The organism is Leucobacter sp. NPDC015123 (genome assembly GCF_043080205.1).
Classification (GTDB): domain Bacteria; phylum Actinomycetota; class Actinomycetes; order Actinomycetales; family Microbacteriaceae; genus Leucobacter; species Leucobacter aridicollis_A.
Map to the genome: position 1 here is coordinate 39,346 of NZ_JBIBVH010000002.1, position 18,012 is coordinate 57,357.

The 18,012-nt window shown below is 65.7% G+C and carries 16 protein-coding genes; 6 read left to right on the top strand and 10 right to left on the bottom strand.

Annotation, left to right across the window (positions count from 1 at the left end; all coding sequences use genetic code 11):
• Positions 1-56 precede the first annotated feature (56 nt).
• The 3 genes from ACF07D_RS03910 (at position 57) to ACF07D_RS03920 (ending at position 2,667) form a co-directional block, all read left to right on the top strand.
• On the top strand, positions 57-845 hold the full coding sequence (locus ACF07D_RS03910) for an alpha/beta fold hydrolase (RefSeq protein WP_391503969.1): 789 nt from the start codon (positions 57-59) through the stop codon (positions 843-845).
• 32 nt (positions 846-877) lie between these two features.
• Positions 878-1,441 (top strand): hypothetical protein, encoded by a 564-nt coding sequence (locus ACF07D_RS03915; RefSeq protein WP_391503970.1) that lies wholly within the window; start codon positions 878-880, stop codon positions 1,439-1,441.
• A gap of 155 nt (positions 1,442-1,596) precedes the next feature.
• Positions 1,597-2,667, top strand: a complete 1,071-nt coding sequence (locus tag ACF07D_RS03920) for an LppP/LprE family lipoprotein (protein WP_391503971.1) — start codon at positions 1,597-1,599, stop codon at positions 2,665-2,667.
• Positions 2,668-2,729: 62 nt separating this feature from the next.
• Here ACF07D_RS03920 and ACF07D_RS03925 read toward each other — a convergent pair whose 3' ends face one another.
• From ACF07D_RS03925 to ACF07D_RS03935, 3 genes are read right to left on the bottom strand one after another with little or no spacing between them, the layout of a single operon-like run.
• Positions 2,730-3,191, bottom strand: coding sequence for an ASCH domain-containing protein (locus ACF07D_RS03925; protein WP_391503972.1), 462 nt, complete (start codon positions 3,189-3,191; stop codon positions 2,730-2,732).
• A gap of 21 nt (positions 3,192-3,212) precedes the next feature.
• Entirely contained in the window at positions 3,213-3,962 is a 750-nt protein-coding gene (locus ACF07D_RS03930; RefSeq protein ID WP_391503973.1) for a DUF3027 domain-containing protein, read from the bottom strand.
• Positions 3,955-4,332, bottom strand: a complete 378-nt coding sequence (locus tag ACF07D_RS03935; RefSeq protein ID WP_391503974.1) for a cold-shock protein — start codon at positions 4,330-4,332, stop codon at positions 3,955-3,957. Before ACF07D_RS03935 ends, ACF07D_RS03930 begins: the two co-directional genes overlap by 8 nt.
• A gap of 170 nt (positions 4,333-4,502) precedes the next feature.
• Here ACF07D_RS03935 and ACF07D_RS03940 point away from each other — a divergent pair, with 170 nt between their 5' ends.
• From ACF07D_RS03940 to ACF07D_RS03950, 3 genes are all read left to right on the top strand, one after another.
• Positions 4,503-4,769 carry a hypothetical protein gene (locus ACF07D_RS03940; RefSeq protein WP_119284885.1) on the top strand — a complete coding sequence of 89 codons (267 nt, stop codon included), beginning with the start codon at positions 4,503-4,505 and terminating at the stop codon, positions 4,767-4,769.
• A gap of 13 nt (positions 4,770-4,782) precedes the next feature.
• Entirely contained in the window at positions 4,783-6,630 is a 1,848-nt protein-coding gene (locus ACF07D_RS03945; protein WP_391503975.1) for a helicase-associated domain-containing protein, read from the top strand.
• 99 nt (positions 6,631-6,729) lie between these two features.
• Positions 6,730-8,442, top strand: a complete 1,713-nt coding sequence (locus ACF07D_RS03950; protein ID WP_391503976.1) for a hypothetical protein — start codon at positions 6,730-6,732, stop codon at positions 8,440-8,442.
• Positions 8,443-8,499: 57 nt separating this feature from the next.
• Here ACF07D_RS03950 and ACF07D_RS03955 read toward each other — a convergent pair whose 3' ends face one another.
• From ACF07D_RS03955 to ACF07D_RS03985, 7 genes are read right to left on the bottom strand one after another with little or no spacing between them, the layout of a single operon-like run.
• Positions 8,500-10,422, bottom strand: a complete 1,923-nt coding sequence (locus tag ACF07D_RS03955) for an SDR family NAD(P)-dependent oxidoreductase (protein ID WP_391503977.1) — start codon at positions 10,420-10,422, stop codon at positions 8,500-8,502.
• Complete coding sequence (locus tag ACF07D_RS03960) at positions 10,419-11,909, bottom strand: FGGY-family carbohydrate kinase (RefSeq protein WP_391503978.1); 1,491 nt, start codon at positions 11,907-11,909, stop codon at positions 10,419-10,421. Before ACF07D_RS03960 ends, ACF07D_RS03955 begins: the two co-directional genes overlap by 4 nt.
• A gap of 8 nt (positions 11,910-11,917) precedes the next feature.
• Positions 11,918-13,555: an FAD-dependent oxidoreductase gene (locus tag ACF07D_RS03965; protein ID WP_391503979.1), complete on the bottom strand. Its 1,638-nt coding sequence runs from the start codon at positions 13,553-13,555 to the stop codon at positions 11,918-11,920.
• Between the two features lie 54 nt (positions 13,556-13,609).
• Complete coding sequence (gene lsrF / locus ACF07D_RS03970) at positions 13,610-14,482, bottom strand: 3-hydroxy-5-phosphonooxypentane-2,4-dione thiolase (protein WP_391503980.1); 873 nt, start codon at positions 14,480-14,482, stop codon at positions 13,610-13,612.
• Positions 14,475-15,536, bottom strand: coding sequence for an ABC transporter permease (locus tag ACF07D_RS03975; protein WP_391503981.1), 1,062 nt, complete (start codon positions 15,534-15,536; stop codon positions 14,475-14,477). The genes lsrF and ACF07D_RS03975 overlap by 8 nt, the downstream gene beginning before the upstream one ends.
• Positions 15,533-16,504, bottom strand: a complete 972-nt coding sequence (locus ACF07D_RS03980) for an ABC transporter permease (RefSeq protein ID WP_391503982.1) — start codon at positions 16,502-16,504, stop codon at positions 15,533-15,535. Before ACF07D_RS03980 ends, ACF07D_RS03975 begins: the two co-directional genes overlap by 4 nt.
• Positions 16,504-18,000 (bottom strand): sugar ABC transporter ATP-binding protein, encoded by a 1,497-nt coding sequence (locus ACF07D_RS03985; RefSeq protein ID WP_391503983.1) that lies wholly within the window; start codon positions 17,998-18,000, stop codon positions 16,504-16,506. The genes ACF07D_RS03980 and ACF07D_RS03985 overlap by 1 nt, the downstream gene beginning before the upstream one ends.
• Positions 18,001-18,012: the final 12 nt, after the last annotated feature.

The window sequence follows — 18,012 nt, forward strand, 5'->3', positions numbered from 1 at the left end:
TTGAATGGCTTCCTGAGCTCTGCCGCACGAGCGGCCGAGGTGGCTAGGCTCTTAGGGTGATTGCAGAGACCCGCGGAGACGGAATACCACTGGTTGCGGTGCACGGCTTTGGGGTCGACCACCGCATCATGCTGCCTGTCGACGAGATGATCGACACCGAGGGCTGGCGGCGCGTCTACATCGACTTGCCATGTGCCGAAGGCGCGACCGACACGGGGGCCAAGACGCCGAAGGAGGTCGCCGACGCCGTGCTGGCCGAGGTGCGCGAGCTCGCTGGCGGCGGCCCGTTTGCGATCATAGGGAACTCGTTTGGCGCGATGGTCGCCCGCCACGTCGCGCACGCACTCGCGCCACAGTGCCTGGGCCTCGCGACGCTCGCGGGCGCATTCGAACTTGATCGCGCCCTGCGCGAGCTTCCCCCGCGCGAGGTCATGATTCACGATCACAGGATCCTCGAACTCGCGGGGGCAGCCCGTTCGGACTTTGAGGAGATGGCTGTGATCCACACCGAGCAAGCCCTTCGCGGGTTCGAACGCTACGTGTTGCCTGGCATTCGCGGCGCACAACTGCGGGTGCTCGCGCGACTCAACGCGACCTACACCGACGCATACGCGCCAGAGACTGAGCACCATGAGCCGTTCACTGCGCCAGCGCTGCACGTCTTCGGTAGGCAGGACCACGTCGTCGGGTTCGCCGACGGGCTCGCCGCAGCACGTCACTACCCGCGCGGCACGTTCACTGTGCTCGACGGCGCAGGTCACAACGTACACATCGAGCAGCCTGAGGTCGTCGGTGCGCTCGTACGCGACTGGCTGTCGCGCGCGGGCAGACACAAGCTACGCTGAAACGCACACTCACTGGGGCAGGAGAACCCAACATGTTTGACAAGGTGCTTTCTCGCGATGAAGCCCCGGCTGTGCTGGCCTACGTTCGGTCGCTGCTCGCTGCCGAGCGCTTTCACGGGCGGGTCCTCTACCAGTCGCTCGATCGGGTCAAGCAGTGGCACCTCGAGGTCGACAGAACAGTGCCAGCATGGTTCGCGGTGTCCGAAGATGGCGACTCGATTGAACTTCGTGATGGCGCTCTCCTCTTCGACGGAGAAGCCATGCCCCACGGCACGGAGGATCGGGTGCCCATCGTCGAACCGGCGTCACTCGGGTTCCCTGAGAGCCGCTACCTGTGGGGCGGATCCGCAGACGTCGACTGGCCAGTACTGCTGCAGCGGGTTGGGAAACGGTCGGTGCTCATCACGTTCGAACACGGCCGTGACCCATCGATGCGAAGCACAATGGTGATCGACACCGAGCTCGGCGTTGTCACGAGAATCCTGAACGTCTGCGAGCCTTTTCTGCTGCTCGTCGACATCGAGATCGGGCGGGGCATCGAACGGCTACGCCCGGATGCGTACCCAGAGCTTGAGGTCATCTACCCGGAATTCTGATCGTACGGGACGTCCCTCGCCGGCTAGGTCAAGTGAGGACCCCCGAAAGAAGGTCTTCTCCCCCGTAGTTCGCGTCGCTCAACTGGAAATCGCGCGATCATCCCGTACGGTTAAGTGAAGGCGCCGGGCGCCCGCCTGGCGGTTGGGGTAGCGACATGAGACGCATACGCGCGAACGCAGCGATCACTGGAGTGCTCGCTGGCGTGATGCTCGCGAGCGCGGCGGCGCTCACCGCGTGCACCGCGGCGTCGCCGCAACCGACGAGCACTGCGGAGGTCACGCCCACCCAGCCAGGCGACGTCGAATCAGGATCGGCTCCCGCAGTCATCCCCGAGTGCGACTCGGTCAATCCGGCAGCCCAGGCCGAGCAGACGAAGTTCCTCACGTCCTTCGGCAGGGAGCGCATCACTGCTCAGTTCGGTGAGACAGACCGGGCACTCTTCAACGAGTTCGCGAGCCCGAGCGCGCTCACTGCAGTGAAATCTGTCACGCAGGAGCGCAACTGCAACTGGGTCATTTACCTCGACAGCGTCTACCTCTACCAGCTCACTGCCGAGCTTCCGCAGAGCGCAATGAAGCCGCTCATCGCCGACCTGCGCACATCGGATTTCACGGAGTCATCGAGGGGGCCTGCGACTGTGTTCACGCAGGCGATCCAAACCGGCGACATGCGCGGCACGATCGGCATCTCACACTCGTTCATCGGCGACGTCTGGATAGTCCTGATCGAGAATTCGACAGCATTCTACGAGCAGTCTGCAATTGATGCGATCCTCACCGCGAATCCATCGCTCAAGCGCGCAACGACGACGTCGTGCGCCGAGCACGTGCCACGGCCCGCGATTACACGTGCCGCTGCGGATATCGCGTCGCGAACAGGCGAGCCTGACAGATGGGACGTGGAGCGCGCGATCGAACTGGCAGGCGAAACATTCGACGCATGCATGCCCCTCTCCTGGGCAGTTTTGCCGTCTGCCGGATCGGGAACCTCTTCCCCCACCCCCATCATGTTCTTCCACTACGGCGACTTCGTCGGCACTGATGCAGACAGTGGAATCGGGGTGTCCCCGCGGGTATCCCGAGTATCGAAATACTCGCTCGGCGTCGAGTACCGCTGGCAGCAGGACGGCGAACTCACGGCGCCGGGTAGCGCGGTCTCGACGTACACATGGGATGTTCCGACGAAGTCGATCATTCGAGACGGCCAGTTGCCGCCCGACTCATAGCCAAGTCAATCGCCGTGTGTGAGGTTCGGCCGGCGGTCCCTGCGGTGGCACCCGCGAGCAGGCTACGAACCGTAGACGAGCCGGAATCGCTCGCACAGTACCGGCATGTCGGGTTCGTACCCCTTCGGGCTCTCCGAGTGAAGCCGCCAATAGCGTTCGTGGATGGTTCGCCACGACGCGAGGGTGCGGTCGTCCTCCCCCTCCGCCCGGGCATGCTCCTCGGTCACCTCGTCGAAGGGCACGATCTCCACGCTCGTGGTGACAATGACCGCTCTCGGCTCACCGGCACCGTCGAGAATGATGCTGTATTCGCCAACCTGCGGCAGCGACTCTCCGGTGAACTCGTAGTCCCATACCGACGAGGCCGTGCCTGTCTTTGTCCCATCAAGCACGAGTTGGAGCAGGCTATCCGCGTGCTCCTTCGTCGCTCCAAACGCCCAGGCTTCCGGGATCTCCGCGGGCAGTGTAGGGTCACTCGCTCGACGCGTCTCCCAGAACTCGCCAACCGTGGTCGCTGCCGTCATACGGTGCGCCCCTCAGACGGGTCAGTCTTCGTCGTCCGCATCTTCCGCGTCATCGGCGGCGGCGTGAGCGTCGTCTGTATCGTTTTCATCGTCGTCGTCATCATCTTCGTCGTTGTCGAGGTCGTCGCCATCCTCGTCGCCGTCGTCGTCATCAACGTCGTCATCATCGTCGTCATCGTCGTCGTCATCGTCGTCGTCAGCGTCGTCGTGGCCGTCCTCGTCGTCGCCCTCGCCGAGGTCGACGCCGTCAAGATCGTCTTCGTAGTCCGCGTAGTCGTTCTCGAGCGCGTCCTCGTCGGCGTCATCGAGGTCGGCAAGTTCCGCTGCTGCCTGCTCCGCCGCGGCGTGCTCGGCGGCTGCCTCCTTCGACTGGCGCGACTGCGCGTCTCGATATTGCGCGAGCCGCTCAGACCACGGCACCCATTCGGGGGCGAGCATCGACCCCTCGCCCGGCAGCAGCTCCACCTCAAGTACCGTCACCGGCGCGTCCTCGTCGACTCGGGCAATCGCCGCAGCCCACCGCCATCCGGGGTAACCGGCGAGCAAGCTCTCGAAGAACACCGTGACCGTGCGCTCGTCGTTCACCTCGTAACCAGCGTCACCGCCAATCGACTTGGCATCGGTGATCTCTTCAAGCGCTGCGCGCGCCTGCGCACGAGACTCTCGGGTGAGGAGCACCGCGTCTGGTTCGATTGGTGTGCGCGCCTCGGTCGTCTCATCAGGCTGGGCTGACCCGTCGATGGCTGACTGTTCGGCGTTCTGCTCAGACATCGAAATCATCCGCCACTCGTCGCAGCATCGTGGCGACCTGGCGCGAAGCCTGCCGCTCTGGATACTGCCCGCCCTTGAGCTTGCCGCCAACAGCGTCGAGCAGCTTGACGAGGTCTTCAATGATCACTGCCATCTCGTCGGCCGATCTACGGCTCCTCTTCGCGAGCAGTGGCGTGTCGATCACTCGCACTGACAGTGCTTGGGGGCCGCGACGCCCCTCGCCGACGCTGTACTCGAGCCGACTTCCGGCACGCACCTCGGCGCCATCCGGGATCACCGACGCGTGCAGGTAGACCTGCTGTCCGTCTTCGCCCTGGATGAAGCCAAAGCCCTTGTCCTCGTCGTAGAACCTGACCTTGCCGTTCGGCATGTCTCGCCCTTCCCTTCGCGGCATCTGCCGCAGTGGCCTCTCGGCCAAACGTTTTCGTGCCCGGCCGTATGGCCGTGCGTTGACTAGCAGTCTAGCCGTTCGGCCGTTTAGAACTGTGCGAAACCACAGCACAGAGGGACTGTGCACAAGCGCGCGCTAAACTCGGTGGAATGAGCACCGAAGAAACCAGCACCCCGTCGCTGTTCGAGCGGATTCTCGCCTACGCGACGGTCTCGATCATTGTCGTCGCACTCGGGTCGTTCTTTGCGACGCTCATCGTTGGTATGAGTAACCGCCAGGCTGTCGCCGAAGGCTTCTGGCCGGTGGTCTACGGGATCTCGCTGTTCGCGCTTCCGATCGGGTTTGCGTTGCTCGTCGTCCTGCTGATCGTCGCGCAACGCCGCCGCAGCCGGGATGCCCGCCGCGGAACCGTCTAGCGAGGTTCGCCCGTTGAGTGGCACTCTCGCGCTCTCGTCCCTGATCGCCTCGCTCGACAGGGCAAGCCTGGATGCGCTCGTGCGCTCGCGCCGCGTGGCCGTCCCAGCTTCGGTCAACGACTCGCTCGATCTCGCAAGCGAGCTACTGAAGCCCGAGTCGATCTCCCAGGCGCTCACGCTGCTTCCTAGGAACCAGCTCACACGTCTCGCGCAAGCCGCCGACAGTGAAGGTGCTGGCGCGCCGAAGTCGATACAGATCGACGACCCTGTTGACGATGATGCAGCTAGGCAGCTTCGGGCGCGGGGATTGCTCGGTGCTGGCAACGCGGAGCTGCCTGAAGTCACCGCCGCCCTCGAGGCGTTGCTCGCCCTCCGTGGGCTGAGCGCCGCAGCGCTGCTCGAAGGCCCGTCACACGCATCCCCACGCGCTGACGTCGAGGCGGCAGACACATCATCCTGGTTCGCCTCCGCGCTCACGTCCACGGGACAGGCCGCATGGCTGCTGCGGGAACTCGGGCGCGCACCAGCGAAGCTCAACAGAAACGGCGACGTCGCCTCCGCCTGGCTGCGCACGGTTGAAGATCGGCTCGCGATTCCCCATGCCGGCGAACTCGTCATCTTGTTGCGCGCTGCGGATCTCGCGCACGCGTCTGACGGCCTGTGCACCTCGAACGGGGAAGACTGGCTCGGCGCGAGCCACGACGACAGGTGGATCGCTCTCGCAACGGCCGCGGTTGAGCTCATGCCGAGCGAGCTGCGCGGCCTCCTCACGAGAGCGACGGTGGGGTCGCCACTTCGTCCGGTCGTCGAGCATTTCCCCGAGCAGTTCCCGCTCGTGACTGACTCAACGCTCACCGCGATCGACAGGGCCGCAGGGCTGTGGGAACGCATCGGTCTGACAGTGTCGGGCAGCTTCAGCGAGCCCGGAATTGCCGTGCTTCGCGGCGAGCTGGGTCTCGACAGCAGGCCACGGCCACTCGGATTTCCCGAGCATGCCCCCGGCATCTACATTCAGCCCGACCTTTCAGTGATCGTCCCAGGCCCGCTTGGCGCCACAGAGGAGGAGGCGCTCGCGGCACTCGCCCTGCCCGAGCAGCTGGGGGTCGCGTCAACCCTGCGAATCTCTGAGGCCACGCTCTCCGACGCCTTCCACCGCGGCTTCGATGGCTCCGAGATTCGCAAGCTGCTCGAGAACCTCGCGCTCACCGGCATCCCGCAACCCGTTGACTACCTCATCACGACGCTGAGCGAGCGCGCCGGGAGTATCGTCGTGAGCCCCTTTCTCGGGGAGCAGTGGCGGAGTCGGATCGAGTTTGCGCGCCCCGAGCTTCGCTCCACGGTGCTCGTCGACCGTCGGCTTGCCCACCTGCAACTCCACGAACCTGAGCCCGAGGCGTTAGACCCGCTTGATGCGTTCACGGTCGCCGCACCAGTGCTCTACTCGCGGCTTCGAGCCGATCACGTGCTTGCCGCACTATTGGATGCCCGCTACCCAGCACGCGGCGCCGACGGTCTCGTTGCGGCAAAGGACGGCCGAGAGCGCACAGTATCTCCCAAGGCTTCCGCCCCCACGGTCGCTACCGACGCTTCCGAGCGCCGAGGATCTGCCGCTGAGGCACTCGTCGAACGGGTACTCGAGTCGGCGAGCGATGGGCCCACAGACACGAGCAGGCTCATCACGCTCGCGATCCGCGACCGCACTCGACTGAGCGTCAGTGTCGAGATCCGGGGCGAAGCACGAACATTCGCGATCGTGCCTGTGTCACTCGCTGGTGGCCGCATGCGCGCACTGGACGAGACCGCCGGCGTCGAGCGGACGTTGCCACTCGAGGCGATAACCGAGATTACGCAGCTCAATTAGCGAGAGCGATGCGCCGTTCGTGCGCCCCTGTCGCAGTGTTTGTCGTCACACCCCTCCGGGCTACACTGGCAAAGTCTATGTAGTTTGATGGGGGTTTCAATGTTGAGAATAACTGGCGCGCTCCTCGCCTCCGCTCTTGTCTTTGGCGCGACAGTTTCGGCAGACGCGCCCGCCGCGATCGCCGCTACTCAAGCGCTCCCCCAGACAACGTCGACCCCGGCGCAGCAGCTCGAGCCAGAGTCTCCTGGCGGCGTCGAAGGCCCCGAGCTACCTGAGGCCCCCGCTCCCGTCGGAGCCCCGACAACGCCCCCAGAGATCGTCGGGGGTAGCGCAGTTGTCGGCACCGCTGTGGCGGCAAGCCTCGGCGTCTGGCCGGATGCCGAGCTCGAGTTCGAACTGAGCTGGCAGCGTGACGGTGTCGACATTGGCGGCGCGCTCGGCGCGAGCTACACGCCGCAGCCAGACGACCTCGGCGCCGCCCTTCGCGCCGCGATCACCGCGACCGCGCGAAACGGCGAGTCCCTCACAGTCTTCACCGAGCCAGTCATTGTCGGGCCAGGTTCGATGAGTCTCGCGGCTGTGAGCCTCACAGGCACCCCAGCCGTCGGAAGCACGTTGCAGGCATCGCTCGCAGAGCCAGCACCCGGCGACGCCATGCTCACGTTCCGCTGGAACCGCAACGGCGTAACGATTCCGGGTGCAACCGCGGCCAGCTACACGCTCACCGCCGCCGACCTTGGCAAGGCGATCACTGCAACTGTTGAAGCTTCGCGCTACGGTTACAGCGGGGCCGTCTGGTCCTCGGCGCCAACGCGCGCAGTCGTTGCCGGTGCACTCGCGTCGAAGAAGCCCACGATCTCGGGCACCGCCGCCGTCGGCTACACGCTGACTGGCGCTCCCGGCGCCTGGGGTCCCAAGCCCGTCAAGCTGCAGTACCAGTGGCTGCGAAACGGTGCCGCCATTCCCAAGGCGACGGGTGCGACCTACAAGCTCGCCGCTGCCGATATCGGCAAACGAATCACCTTCCGTGTCACCGGAACACTGGGCGGGTACGGGACAGTGTCGCAGACCTCCGGCGCTAGCGCGGCCGTCCTGCGATCGCTCGCCACTGCTCCCGCCCCGGCCGTTTCGGGCACCGTGAAGGTCGGGCAGACCCTCTCCGCGAAGCCGGGAGCTTGGAAGCCTGCCCCGGTCTCCCTGTCGTACCAGTGGCTTCGCAACGGATCGGCCATCAAGGGCGCGACGAAGAGCACCTACAAGCTGACCTCCGCCGACGGTGGCGCGAAGATCAGCGTCAGGGTGACCGGTAAGAAATCGGGCTACCTCACGGTCGCCAAGACCTCAGCGGCCAAAGCTGTGCCCCGCGTCCTTGGCACAGCGAAACCAGCGATCTCGGGCACGAAACTCGTCGGCTCGAAGCTCACCGTGAATCGCGGCAAGTGGACCGCAGGGGCCTCGCTCAAAACTCAGTGGCTCCGCAACGGGGCAGCTATCACGGGCGCGACGGGCACCACGTACTCGCTCACCGCGGCGGACGCGGGCAAACGAATCTCGGTTCGCGTTACCGGGAGTAAGTCGGGGTACACCGCCGCGTCGCAGACCTCGGCAGCGACCGGAAACATTGGCTACCCATCGCGCACCAAGCCCGCGAGCTCCTGGAACTGCCCGGCCTGGGCTCCGATCAAGGGTAATGCGAACTCGATGATTTACCACGTCAAGGGCGGCCAGTACTATTCCAGGACCAAACCTGAGGAGTGCTTCACAACGGCTGCCGCTGCGCAGCGCGCCGGATACCGCGCGTCGAAGCGCTAGCAGGCGACAGGTGAGGCAGACTTTTCTCGTCTGCCTCACCCTTCTCTGGTCGCGCGTCTAGATGACCCTGTCGTTGCCACCGTCGACGCTCAGGTGCGCGCCTGTCGTAGCGGGGAACTGCTCGCAGAAGGCGACGACTGCCTCAGCTACCGTGACGCTTCGCACCTCCGTTCGGAGAAGGTTGCGGGTGCGGTATTCCTCCACGCTCAGTCCGTAGTTCGCCGCGCGAGCAGCGAGGAGTTCCGGCGTCCAGATCGCAGTGTCAAAGACGGCGTCTGGCTCAACCTGGTTGACCCGGATACCGTCGGCGGCCCATTCGAGCGCAGCGACCCTGGCGAGCTGTGCCGCAGCGGTCTTGCTCGCCGAGTAGGCAGCGACGCCCGGCCCAGGCGCTGCAACATTCTTTGTCGAGACGAGCACAACGCGTCCGCCGTTTGGCGCGAGCGAGAGCACCGGGTGCACTGCGCGGAACAGCCGCGCCACGGCCGTGACGTTGACGCGAAATGCGCGGTCCCACACCTCATCGTCGAGCTCCGCGAGCACCTGGCTCGTCGGGAAAATGCCTGCCGCGACCACGACAATGTCGACGCCACCGAACTCGCGGACCGCAGTCTCCATCGCTGCGTCGATAATCTCGGGCGCGCTCACATCCCCTGTCACACCGCGCCACGAGTCACTGTCGCTCAGCGTTGCGACCTCGGGGTTCAGATCAATCCCCACGACAGCTGCGCCCTGCGCCAAGAGTAGTTCGGCGATGGCCTTGCCAATGCCCGACGCCGCACCCGTGACGATCGCCACCTCGCCACCGAGGGGCTTCGTCTTCTTCCGTGAGAGCTTCGCCTGCTCAAGCGACCAGTACTCGATATCGAACGATTCTGCTTCCGAGATCGATCCGTACGTGCCGACAGCGTCGGCAGCGTCGATGACGTCGAGTGTGTGAAGCGCGACATCTCCCGCCACTTTCAGGTCCTTGGTCGTCGCGCCTGTCACAAGCAACCCGAGCTCCGGATCGAGCACGACGCGCGGGGCCGGGTGCAGCTCAGAGACGTCCGCAGTCGCGCGGGCGGCATTTCGGGCGAAGTATTCGCGGTAGGTGGCCGCATAGGCCTCGACGTCACGGCCAACCATCGGCGTGCGCTTCGTGTGGATCACGTGCTCGGGTGTCGCAGTGCCCCGGCTCGTGAGCTCGGCTGCCTCGGGCCGGGCGGCGAACTCCGCCCCGCGCGCGGAGCGCGTCTGCCGAACAAGCATCGGAGCCCCAGCCGCGCGCGACACGTCTCTGCGGAGCGTCGCGAGCTCAACCGCAGTGCCAGACGCAGGCGTGAGCTCGCCCGGCTCGCCCCACGAGTCGACTCCAAGGTGGGCCTCCGCGAGCGCCACGAGCTCGCGGTGTCGCGCGAGCGCCGCGTCGGCGTCGTCGGCGAACGTGAAGAGGCCGTGGTTTCGCAACACCACGGCGTCAACCCCCGAGACATCACTGTCGGCGACGAGCCGCGCGAGTGGGAAGCCTGGCATGACGTAGGGCAACACGAGCACTCGCTCGCCGAGCACGGCGACAAGATCGGCGTCTGAGAACCCACTGTTTGTGAGCGTGACAATTGCGTTGGCGTGGGAGTGCAGCACGGCTTTGCCGGGCAGATACGCGTGGAGCAGCGCCTCGATCGATGCCGTCGGTGCCGCGGCATCGAGCGACGCCTGGCGCAGCTCGTTCACCATTGTGACGTCGTCGAGCTCGGCGAGAGTGAGGAGCTCAGCGAGCCTGTCGCGCCGCAGCGGGGCAAAGCCAGGCGCCTCAATTGTGCCGAGGTCCCACCCGCTCCCCTTCACGAGCACAAGGTCGACAGGGGCGCCCGTGACGTCGACGCCGACGGTCTTGATCGACGTGTTGCCACCGCCGTGGAGCACGAGCGACGGGTCGCCACCGAGCTCTCGACTGACCCGGACGATGTCTTCGAGGTCGCGCTGCAGATCGGTTGTCACTTGTATTCCTCCCAGACGGGTCCCATTGCGGTGATGATGCGGTCGAACATCGCCGCCTGTGCGGCGTACTGCGTTTGCTCGGGCCCCGGCTCCACGACGAGGTCAGGATCGGGTTCGACCCGCCACGCAGCCATGTCGCAGCCGATGCCCGTCGCTGCGAGCGAGGCCACACCGCGGGCTCCGAGCTCTGTACCAAGCTGCCTACGCATGGGGTGCCCGACGACGTCTGCGAACATCTGCGCCCACTGCGGGTTCTTCGCGCCGCCGCCCGCGAGGGTCCACGGCGCCTCGCTGAGTTTGGCCTCGCTACTCGTCACCTTCTCGATCTGCACGCGGTGGTACTGCGTGATACCTTCGGCCACCGCCCTGGCAACGTGGGCGTACCCGTGGCTGCCCTTGATACCAAGAAGCGTGCCCGAAGCCCCCAGGTGCTCTGGGGCGCCGTGGATGAACGGGAGGAAGATGAGCCCATCGGCGAGCGGTGGTACATCCCCCGCAGCTTCAAGTAGCTCCCGGGGAGAGACAGGGTGCTCGGCGCGATCACCGAGCACGTTCGCCGCCCACTCGATGCTCGCCGCCGATGTGGGGGCGACCTCCATAGCGAGCATGAAGCGCGGATCCGGGAGGAGCGCATTGATCGTGACTCGCGGCGGCTCAGCGTCTGCTGGCACGACAACGCTGTTGATCGCCCAGGTGCCAACGATGACTGTGACGTCGCCGCTCTCTGTCGATCCTGCTCCGAGCGGGCTCGCCACGCAGTCCATGCAGCCCGCGACAACGGGCACGCCAACGGGCAGGCCCGTCAGCGCGGCGGCTTCAGCTGTCACCGCCCCGACTACCTCGTCAGACGGGTGCAGCTTGGGCAACAACCGCATGAGGTCTCGAGGAACTCCGAGCATGTCGAATACCGCCGGCTCGTACTCGCGCGAGCGGAGGTTCACGAGCCCGCAGCCCGACGAGTCTGACAAGTCAGCGCTCGGCGCGCCCGTGAGGCAGACGGTAATCCAGTCTTTGCAGGTGAGCGCCCAGGCTGCCGTGTCGAGGGTCTCTGGTTCGTTGTCGTGCAGCCAGCGCAACAGCACGCCGGGCTGCGCGGCCCACGGCATCGAGCCGCTCAACTGGCGTACCGACTCGACAACCGCAGGGTCGAGCCCTGCGACGATCCGCTCCGCGCGGCTATCCGTCGAGGCAATCGCGGTGCGCACTGGCGCAAGCGCTTCGTCGACGAGATACAGCCCGTTGCCGTGGCCTGTGGCCCCGATCCCGCGCACGATCCAGCCGTCGCGCACGAGCCCATCGTGGAGCTCGCGCAGCACGCCTGCGACGACGTCCCAGAGCGCACGCATGTCGATCTCCTGGCGTTCGCGCGAGACTGCGACGCGGGGGTTCGGGGCCGAGACAGTCGCGATCTCGTGACCGGCCTCGTCAAACGCCGCAGCTTTCGCGCTCGTGAGCCCCACATCGATTCCGATGACACACGTCTTCATCGTCTTCCCTACCCCTGTTCTGTCTGCAGCGCGCGCGGCGCAAACCGCCGCACGGCCTGCCTGTAGCGCGCGAGTTCCTCAGCCGCGAGGTCGTGCGTCCAGCCAACGTGTTCGGTGAGCACTGCGGCGGCCCGTGGCGCCGCAGTGAGCCCGACATCGCTATTCAACGCGATAGTCGTGCGGCGAAGCAATACGTCCTCAAGCGTGACGGCGCCCTCCTCGCGCACGGCGTAGACGAGTTCAGCGGCAATCGCTCCAGTCTCGTCGTCAACGACCTCAGTCAGCGCAGGAGCGCCTGCGGCGAGCGCCGCGATCTCCCAGGCAAGCTCGCCGTAGACCGTTGCGAGTCGCTCCGCGGTGCGCGACGGGAGGGAACTCGCGGCCACGAACCTGGAGCTGAACTCGTCGATGTCGACCGCGGGTGCGCCGGGGAACGGCAGCTTGTCGGTCTGTGAGCGACGGTGCGGCACACCGAGCGCCTTCTCGATCACCTTCAGCGCCTGCACGCCGAGCGCGCGGTGCGTCGTGTACTTGCCGCCGATGAGCGTGAAGAGCCCCTGCGACTCCCCAGTATGCGCGACAATCTCGCTATCGCGCGTCACCGACGACGGGTCGGTGAGGTCCGCGACGTACGGGAGCGGGCGGACACCTGAGTACGACCACAGCACATCGGTGCTCGTGAGCTGCGCGCCAGGCAGGATCGTGTTGACAGCCCGCAACAGGTACTCTGTCTCGTCGCCGTCAGCAATGATTTCGTCGATCGAGTCGTCGTACGGCAGATCTGTCGTGCCAAGCATGTACTTGCCGTTGTGCCACGGCAACACGAACATCGGTCGGTTGTCGTCGGGAGACTCGAAGAAGATGCACTTGTCGGGCGCGGTCGGGAAGGCATCGACGATGAGGTGGCTGCCCTTCGTCGGCCCGATCCTGCGCTCGTGTGCGCCGTCGAGGTCAAGCACTGAATCCACCCACGGGCCCGCGGCGTTGATCACCACTGGAGCGCGCAGCGACCGCTGCTCGCCAGTCTCGCGATCCCGATACACCACCCCGGCGACCCGACCGCCCTCGTGGATGAGCGACAGCACCGGCGTGTGGGTAAGGATCGTCGCGCCATTGCGCGCAGCGTCGATCGCGATCTCCACCGCGAACCGCTCGGTGACGGGCACATGTGCGTCTTGGAACAGCCCGCCCCACTTCACGCCGCCGGCTGCGATGCCCGGGAAGTCGCGCTTCAGTCCGCGCGAGAACACGATGCGGTTGAACGGCAGCTTCTTGCCGAGCGAGAGCACGTCGTGGAAGATGAGGCCGCACGAGAGCAGCCAGCCGGGGCGCGACCCCGTCTTCGTGAAGGGAATAAGCATCGGGTACGGGTGCACGAGGTGCGGCGCCGTGCGCAGCAGGATATTGCGTTCCCGGATCGATTCGAAGACAAGCGGAATCTCGAACCGCTCAAGGTACTTCAGGCCACCGTGAATGAGGCGGGAGGAGATCGCCGAGGTGCGAGCGGCGATGTCGTCCTGATCAATCATCACGACGTTCAGGCCGCGCCTGGCCGCCTCGCGAGTAATCGCGAGACCGTTAATTCCAGCGCCGATGACGACGACATCAGCTGCGCTCGGTTCGGCGTAGGTACGGAGGGTAGGCAATGCAGGGGTCCCTTCAAACCGATGGGCGCCCGGTGGGCGCCCATCGAGGTGGTATCAGTTCGCGAGTGTCTGGTAGAGGTCGAATGCCTCTTCTGGGGTGAGCCCGTCATGGACGACGCCACGAACGGCCGAGAGCATGGCTGCCGGGTGCTCTGACTGGAACACGTTGCGCCCCATGTCAACGCCTGCAGCGCCCTCCTGCATCGCGCGGTAGGCGACGCGCAGCGCCTCCGGCTCGGAGACCTTCTTGCCGCCAGCGATAACAATCGGAACCGGGCACGCGCTCGTGATTGTTTCGAAGCCCTCTTCGACGTAGTAGGTCTTCACGAAGGCAGCGCCAAGCTCTGCGCTCATGCGGGTCGCGAGCCTGAAGTAGCGTGCGTCGCGAACCATGTCCTTGCCGACTGCGGTCACGGCGAGCACCGGGATGCCCGCTGCCTGGCCCTTGTCGACGAGCGTCGTCATGTTCTTGATTGACTTTGTCTCGTTCTCGGCGCCGACAAAGACCTGCACCGCGAGTGCGGCCGCGTCGAGGCGAACGGCGTCATCGATCGAAACGGCGATCTCCTCGTTCGATAGGTCGGTGAGCACGCTCGAGCCGCCAGAGGCGCGGAGCACGATGCCCTTGCCGTTGTCGGCGGGGATCGTCGTGCGCAGCGCACCCCGAGTGCACATGAGCGCGTCGGCCTGCGGCACGAGCGGAACGATCGAGCGGTCGAGCCGCTCGAGACCCGAGGTGGGGCCCTGGAAGTAGCCGTGATCGAAGGCAAGCATCACTGTGTTGCCGTCGCGGGGGTCAAAGATACGCGAGAGACGCGCCTTCGTTCCCCAGTCCTGGCCAGCCTGGCCCTTGAGGTGGAAGCCCTCACGCGCGGCGGTGCCGCCGGTGAAGTCGGTACCTTCGCGGAGGTCGTCGAGGTCAGCCATTGGTGTTCTCCTTTTGTTGTGAAACGGAAGCTGTGGGCTCAGTCTCAGCGGCAGGCGCACGCGTGACTGATGCCTTGAATCGTGAGAGGGTCGAGCGGCCTGTCCCTGTCGCGAGCGACGCAACGATGACGACGAGCACGACGAGCACACCCTTGAGCACGTTCTGCGCGCCGACAGACCAACCGACGAGATTGAGGAGCCCAGAGAGCAGCACGAAGAAGAGCGCTCCAGTCCAGGCGCCGATGGGCACCGGGCGTCCGCCCGAGATGAGGGTGCCGCCGATCACCACGACCGCGATCGAGTCGAGCATGTACGAGGTGCCAAGTACCGTGCTCGGCGAGATGAAGGCCGCGAGCAGGGCGCCAACGAGGCCTGCGAAGCCTGCGCAGAGAATGTAGGCGGATGCGGTGACGAGCGTGACGGGGAGACCCGCGCGCTCAGCCGCCTTCGCGCTCTGGCCGACAGCGATCACCGAGTGCCCGAAGCGGGTGCGGCGCAGCACGAACCAGATGACGATCGTCACGGCGAGCACGAACACCGCGATCAGCGGGACGCCGAGGAGTTTCGCGGTGACGAGCTCGCGCAGTGACTGGGGAGCGCTACCGCGAGCCGATCCTGCAAGCAGCAGGGTCGCGCTCGTGACGATGAGGCTCGTGGCGAGCGTCGCGATGATGGGAGGAACGCGCAAGAGCAGGATCGCTGCGGTACTCACGAGGCCAGCTGCGAGGCCAGCGACGACGCCAGCAAGCACGCCCGCGAGCGCGCCAGCCGAGGATGCGACAAGCACTGACACGTACGACGACATCGAGATGATGGTGCCGACCGATACATCAATGTTGCCTGGTCCGAGGGTGATGACGAGCATCTGACCGAGCGCGACGAGTACGAGGAACGGTGCGAGGGACAGCGCTTGCGTGAGCGGGTCAAGGGGAGATCCAGGACGGACGGAGATGATGATTCCCCAGACGACGAGCACTCCGATAAGCGACCAGCCCCAGGCGGGCCAGACAAAACCCCGGCGCGGGGTGCGATCAGGATGTAGCTGCGTGTTCATCGCGCGATCCTCTCCGTGATGATTCGACCCGCGAGCACAGCGAGCACAATGATTCCCTGCGCTGCAGACTGCAGACTTGAAGGCAGGTTAATGAGGCTGAGGAGGACCGTGATGAGGCCAAGCGTGACGGCGCCGATCGTGACGCCGATGGGCAAGGCACGACCGCCAGAGAACGTTCCGCCGCCAAGAATCACCGCTGCAATCGTCATGAGCGTGAACTCACTTGCCGAGTTGATGTCGCCCGACCAAGTCTGGGAAGCGAGCAGCAGGCCCGCGAGCACAAGCATTCCGGCGGCAATCACGTAGGCGCTGACGCGCGTACCGATAAGCGAGATGCCTGCCTTCTCGAGCGTTGGCGCCTGCGAGCCCAGCGCGCGGATGCGCATGCCGACCTTCGCTCGACGCGAGATGAACCAGCCGAGCAGCGTGGCGAGCGCGATGAGCACGATCGGCGCCGGGAACGCTGTCGGCCGCCACTGCGAGATCGCGGAGAGCCAGGCAGGCGTCTCACCGCCGGGCGTCGGGCTAATCTGCAGGCCGATACCGAGCCAGACAAACGACATGCCGAGGGTGACAATGATCGAGGGCACCCCGTGCCGCTGCACGACGTAGGCGAGCACCGCGTACACCGCGAGGATGCCAGCGATGAGGAGCACTGCGATGCCCGGCGATCCCCCGAGCAGCCGCGCAGAGATCACAGTGACGAGCCCGACAAGGTAGCCGACACTCAGGTCGATGTCGCCGACGCTCATCATGATCATCTGGGCCTGCGCAGCAAGCACAAGCGGCACCGACGACATGAGCATGAGGGTGAGGCCCGGAACGCTGAGAATTCCAGGCTGCAAGAACGCGGTGATCGCAAAGATCACGGCGAGCGCGACGAACGAGAGCAGCGCTGGCGATCCGTTCTGGGCCCCGGCGCGCAAGCGCTCGCGGGCGCTCGGCGCAGACGAAATGGTTGTGCTCATCAGTTCTCCTCCGTCAGCCGGGGGTCTACTCCGAAGGAGTCGGCGATGATCCGATCCTCGGAAATCTCTTGGTTCGCGAGCTCACTCACGATTCGGCCCGAGCGGAACACGTAGACGCGGTCGCAGTGGGCCATCTCGCCGTTCTCAGTCGAGTACCAGACGATCGATCGCCCGCGGGAAGCCTCAATACGCATGAGCGCGTAGAGTTCGTTCTTCGTTTTCACGTCGACGCCGCGGAAGGGGTCGTCGAGGAGCACGAGGGGCGCATCCGTCGCGAAGGCTCGAGCGACGAGCACCTTCTGCTGGTTTCCACCTGAGAGCGACGTGATCGGGGCCTTCGCACCGCCCTTCACGTTGAGTCGCTGCACCCACTCGGCAGCGAGCACGCGCTCACGTGCTGCGGAAATCACACCGCCGACGGAGAGCTGGCGGGCGGCTGAGACCGTGAGGTTCTCCGCGACAGACCAGAGCGGGAAGATTCCGCTTGTCTGGCGGTCGCCAGGCACGTATGCCCTGCGCCCTCGCACGTCCACGCCGCGCGAGCCAGACCACAGGCGCTGCAGCAGCTGCTCCTGGCCGTGCCCCGCAAGGCCCGCAAGGCCGATGATCTCGCCGCTGCGCACGGCGAACGTTTCGTCGCCGGCGGCGATCTGGGCGACAGTCTCCCCCACCGCGGCGACGGGAGAATCGTCGATCGCTTCGACGTTCTGCATCACCGCAGTGTCGGCGTGGACGCCGCCGCCCATGATTGAGAGAAGTTGGTCTTCGTCGGTCTCGGTCGCGGGCAAGATCTCGACAACTTTGCCGTCTTTCATCACCGCGATGCGGTCGGCGTTCGCGAGCACCTCCTGCATGCGGTGGGAGATGAGGACCATGCCGACGCCACGCTCCGCGAGCTCACCGAGCGCCGCGTACATCTGCCGCGTCGCATCCATGCTGAGCGACTCGGTTGGCTCGTCAAGGATCAGCATCGTGAGCTTCGGGGTGCACATCGCCCTGGCGATCTCAACCATCTGTCGTTGGGGCATCGAGAGCGAACTCGTGCGCCGCACAATGCTGATCCCGTGGCCGGGGAACACCCTGTCGAGCGTCTCAGTGACCTGGCGCTCTGCACGCTTCTTCCAGCTCCAGCCACTGGCGGAGTCACTTGACAACGCGATGTTCTCGGCGACCGTGAGGTCAGGGCACAGCGCGAGCTCCTGGTAGATCATCCGAACACCGGCCCGAGCGGCGGCGCGCTGATCCCACGCGCCGCCCTCGTGCCACTGCACCGTTCCGGTGTCGGTTGATTCGCGGCCGGCAAGCACGCGCATGAGCGTGCTCTTGCCTGCGCCGTTGTGGCCGACAAGCCCGAGGATCTCCCCCGCTGCGACAGTGATATCGATTCCCGCGAGTGCGAGCGTGTTCCCGTATCGCTTCGACACCGCCGTCGCTTGCAGCAGGTCGTGCGCGGGCTTCGCCCCCGCCACGCGGGTGCTCTCCGTCTGGGTCGTCATCGGGTTCTCCTT

Excerpts from the sequence above, each read along its gene's own strand:
- ACF07D_RS03915 (WP_391503970.1), top strand. The coding sequence starts at position 878 with ATGTTTGACAAGGTGCTTTCTCGCGATGAAGCCCCGGCTGTGCTGGCC.
- ACF07D_RS03920 (WP_391503971.1), top strand. The coding sequence starts at position 1,597 with ATGAGACGCATACGCGCGAACGCAGCGATCACTGGAGTGCTCGCTGGC.
- ACF07D_RS03925 (WP_391503972.1), bottom strand. The coding sequence starts at position 3,191 with ATGACGGCAGCGACCACGGTTGGCGAGTTCTGGGAGACGCGTCGAGCG.
- ACF07D_RS03930 (WP_391503973.1), bottom strand. The coding sequence starts at position 3,962 with ATGTCTGAGCAGAACGCCGAACAGTCAGCCATCGACGGGTCAGCCCAG.
- ACF07D_RS03935 (WP_391503974.1), bottom strand. The coding sequence starts at position 4,332 with ATGCCGAACGGCAAGGTCAGGTTCTACGACGAGGACAAGGGCTTTGGC.
- ACF07D_RS03940 (WP_119284885.1), top strand. The coding sequence starts at position 4,503 with ATGAGCACCGAAGAAACCAGCACCCCGTCGCTGTTCGAGCGGATTCTC.
- ACF07D_RS03950 (WP_391503976.1), top strand. The coding sequence starts at position 6,730 with ATGTTGAGAATAACTGGCGCGCTCCTCGCCTCCGCTCTTGTCTTTGGC.
- ACF07D_RS03960 (WP_391503978.1), bottom strand. The coding sequence starts at position 11,909 with ATGAAGACGTGTGTCATCGGAATCGATGTGGGGCTCACGAGCGCGAAA.
- lsrF (WP_391503980.1), bottom strand. The coding sequence starts at position 14,482 with ATGGCTGACCTCGACGACCTCCGCGAAGGTACCGACTTCACCGGCGGC.
- ACF07D_RS03975 (WP_391503981.1), bottom strand. The coding sequence starts at position 15,536 with ATGAACACGCAGCTACATCCTGATCGCACCCCGCGCCGGGGTTTTGTC.
- ACF07D_RS03980 (WP_391503982.1), bottom strand. The coding sequence starts at position 16,504 with ATGAGCACAACCATTTCGTCTGCGCCGAGCGCCCGCGAGCGCTTGCGC.
- ACF07D_RS03985 (WP_391503983.1), bottom strand. The coding sequence starts at position 18,000 with ATGACGACCCAGACGGAGAGCACCCGCGTGGCGGGGGCGAAGCCCGCG.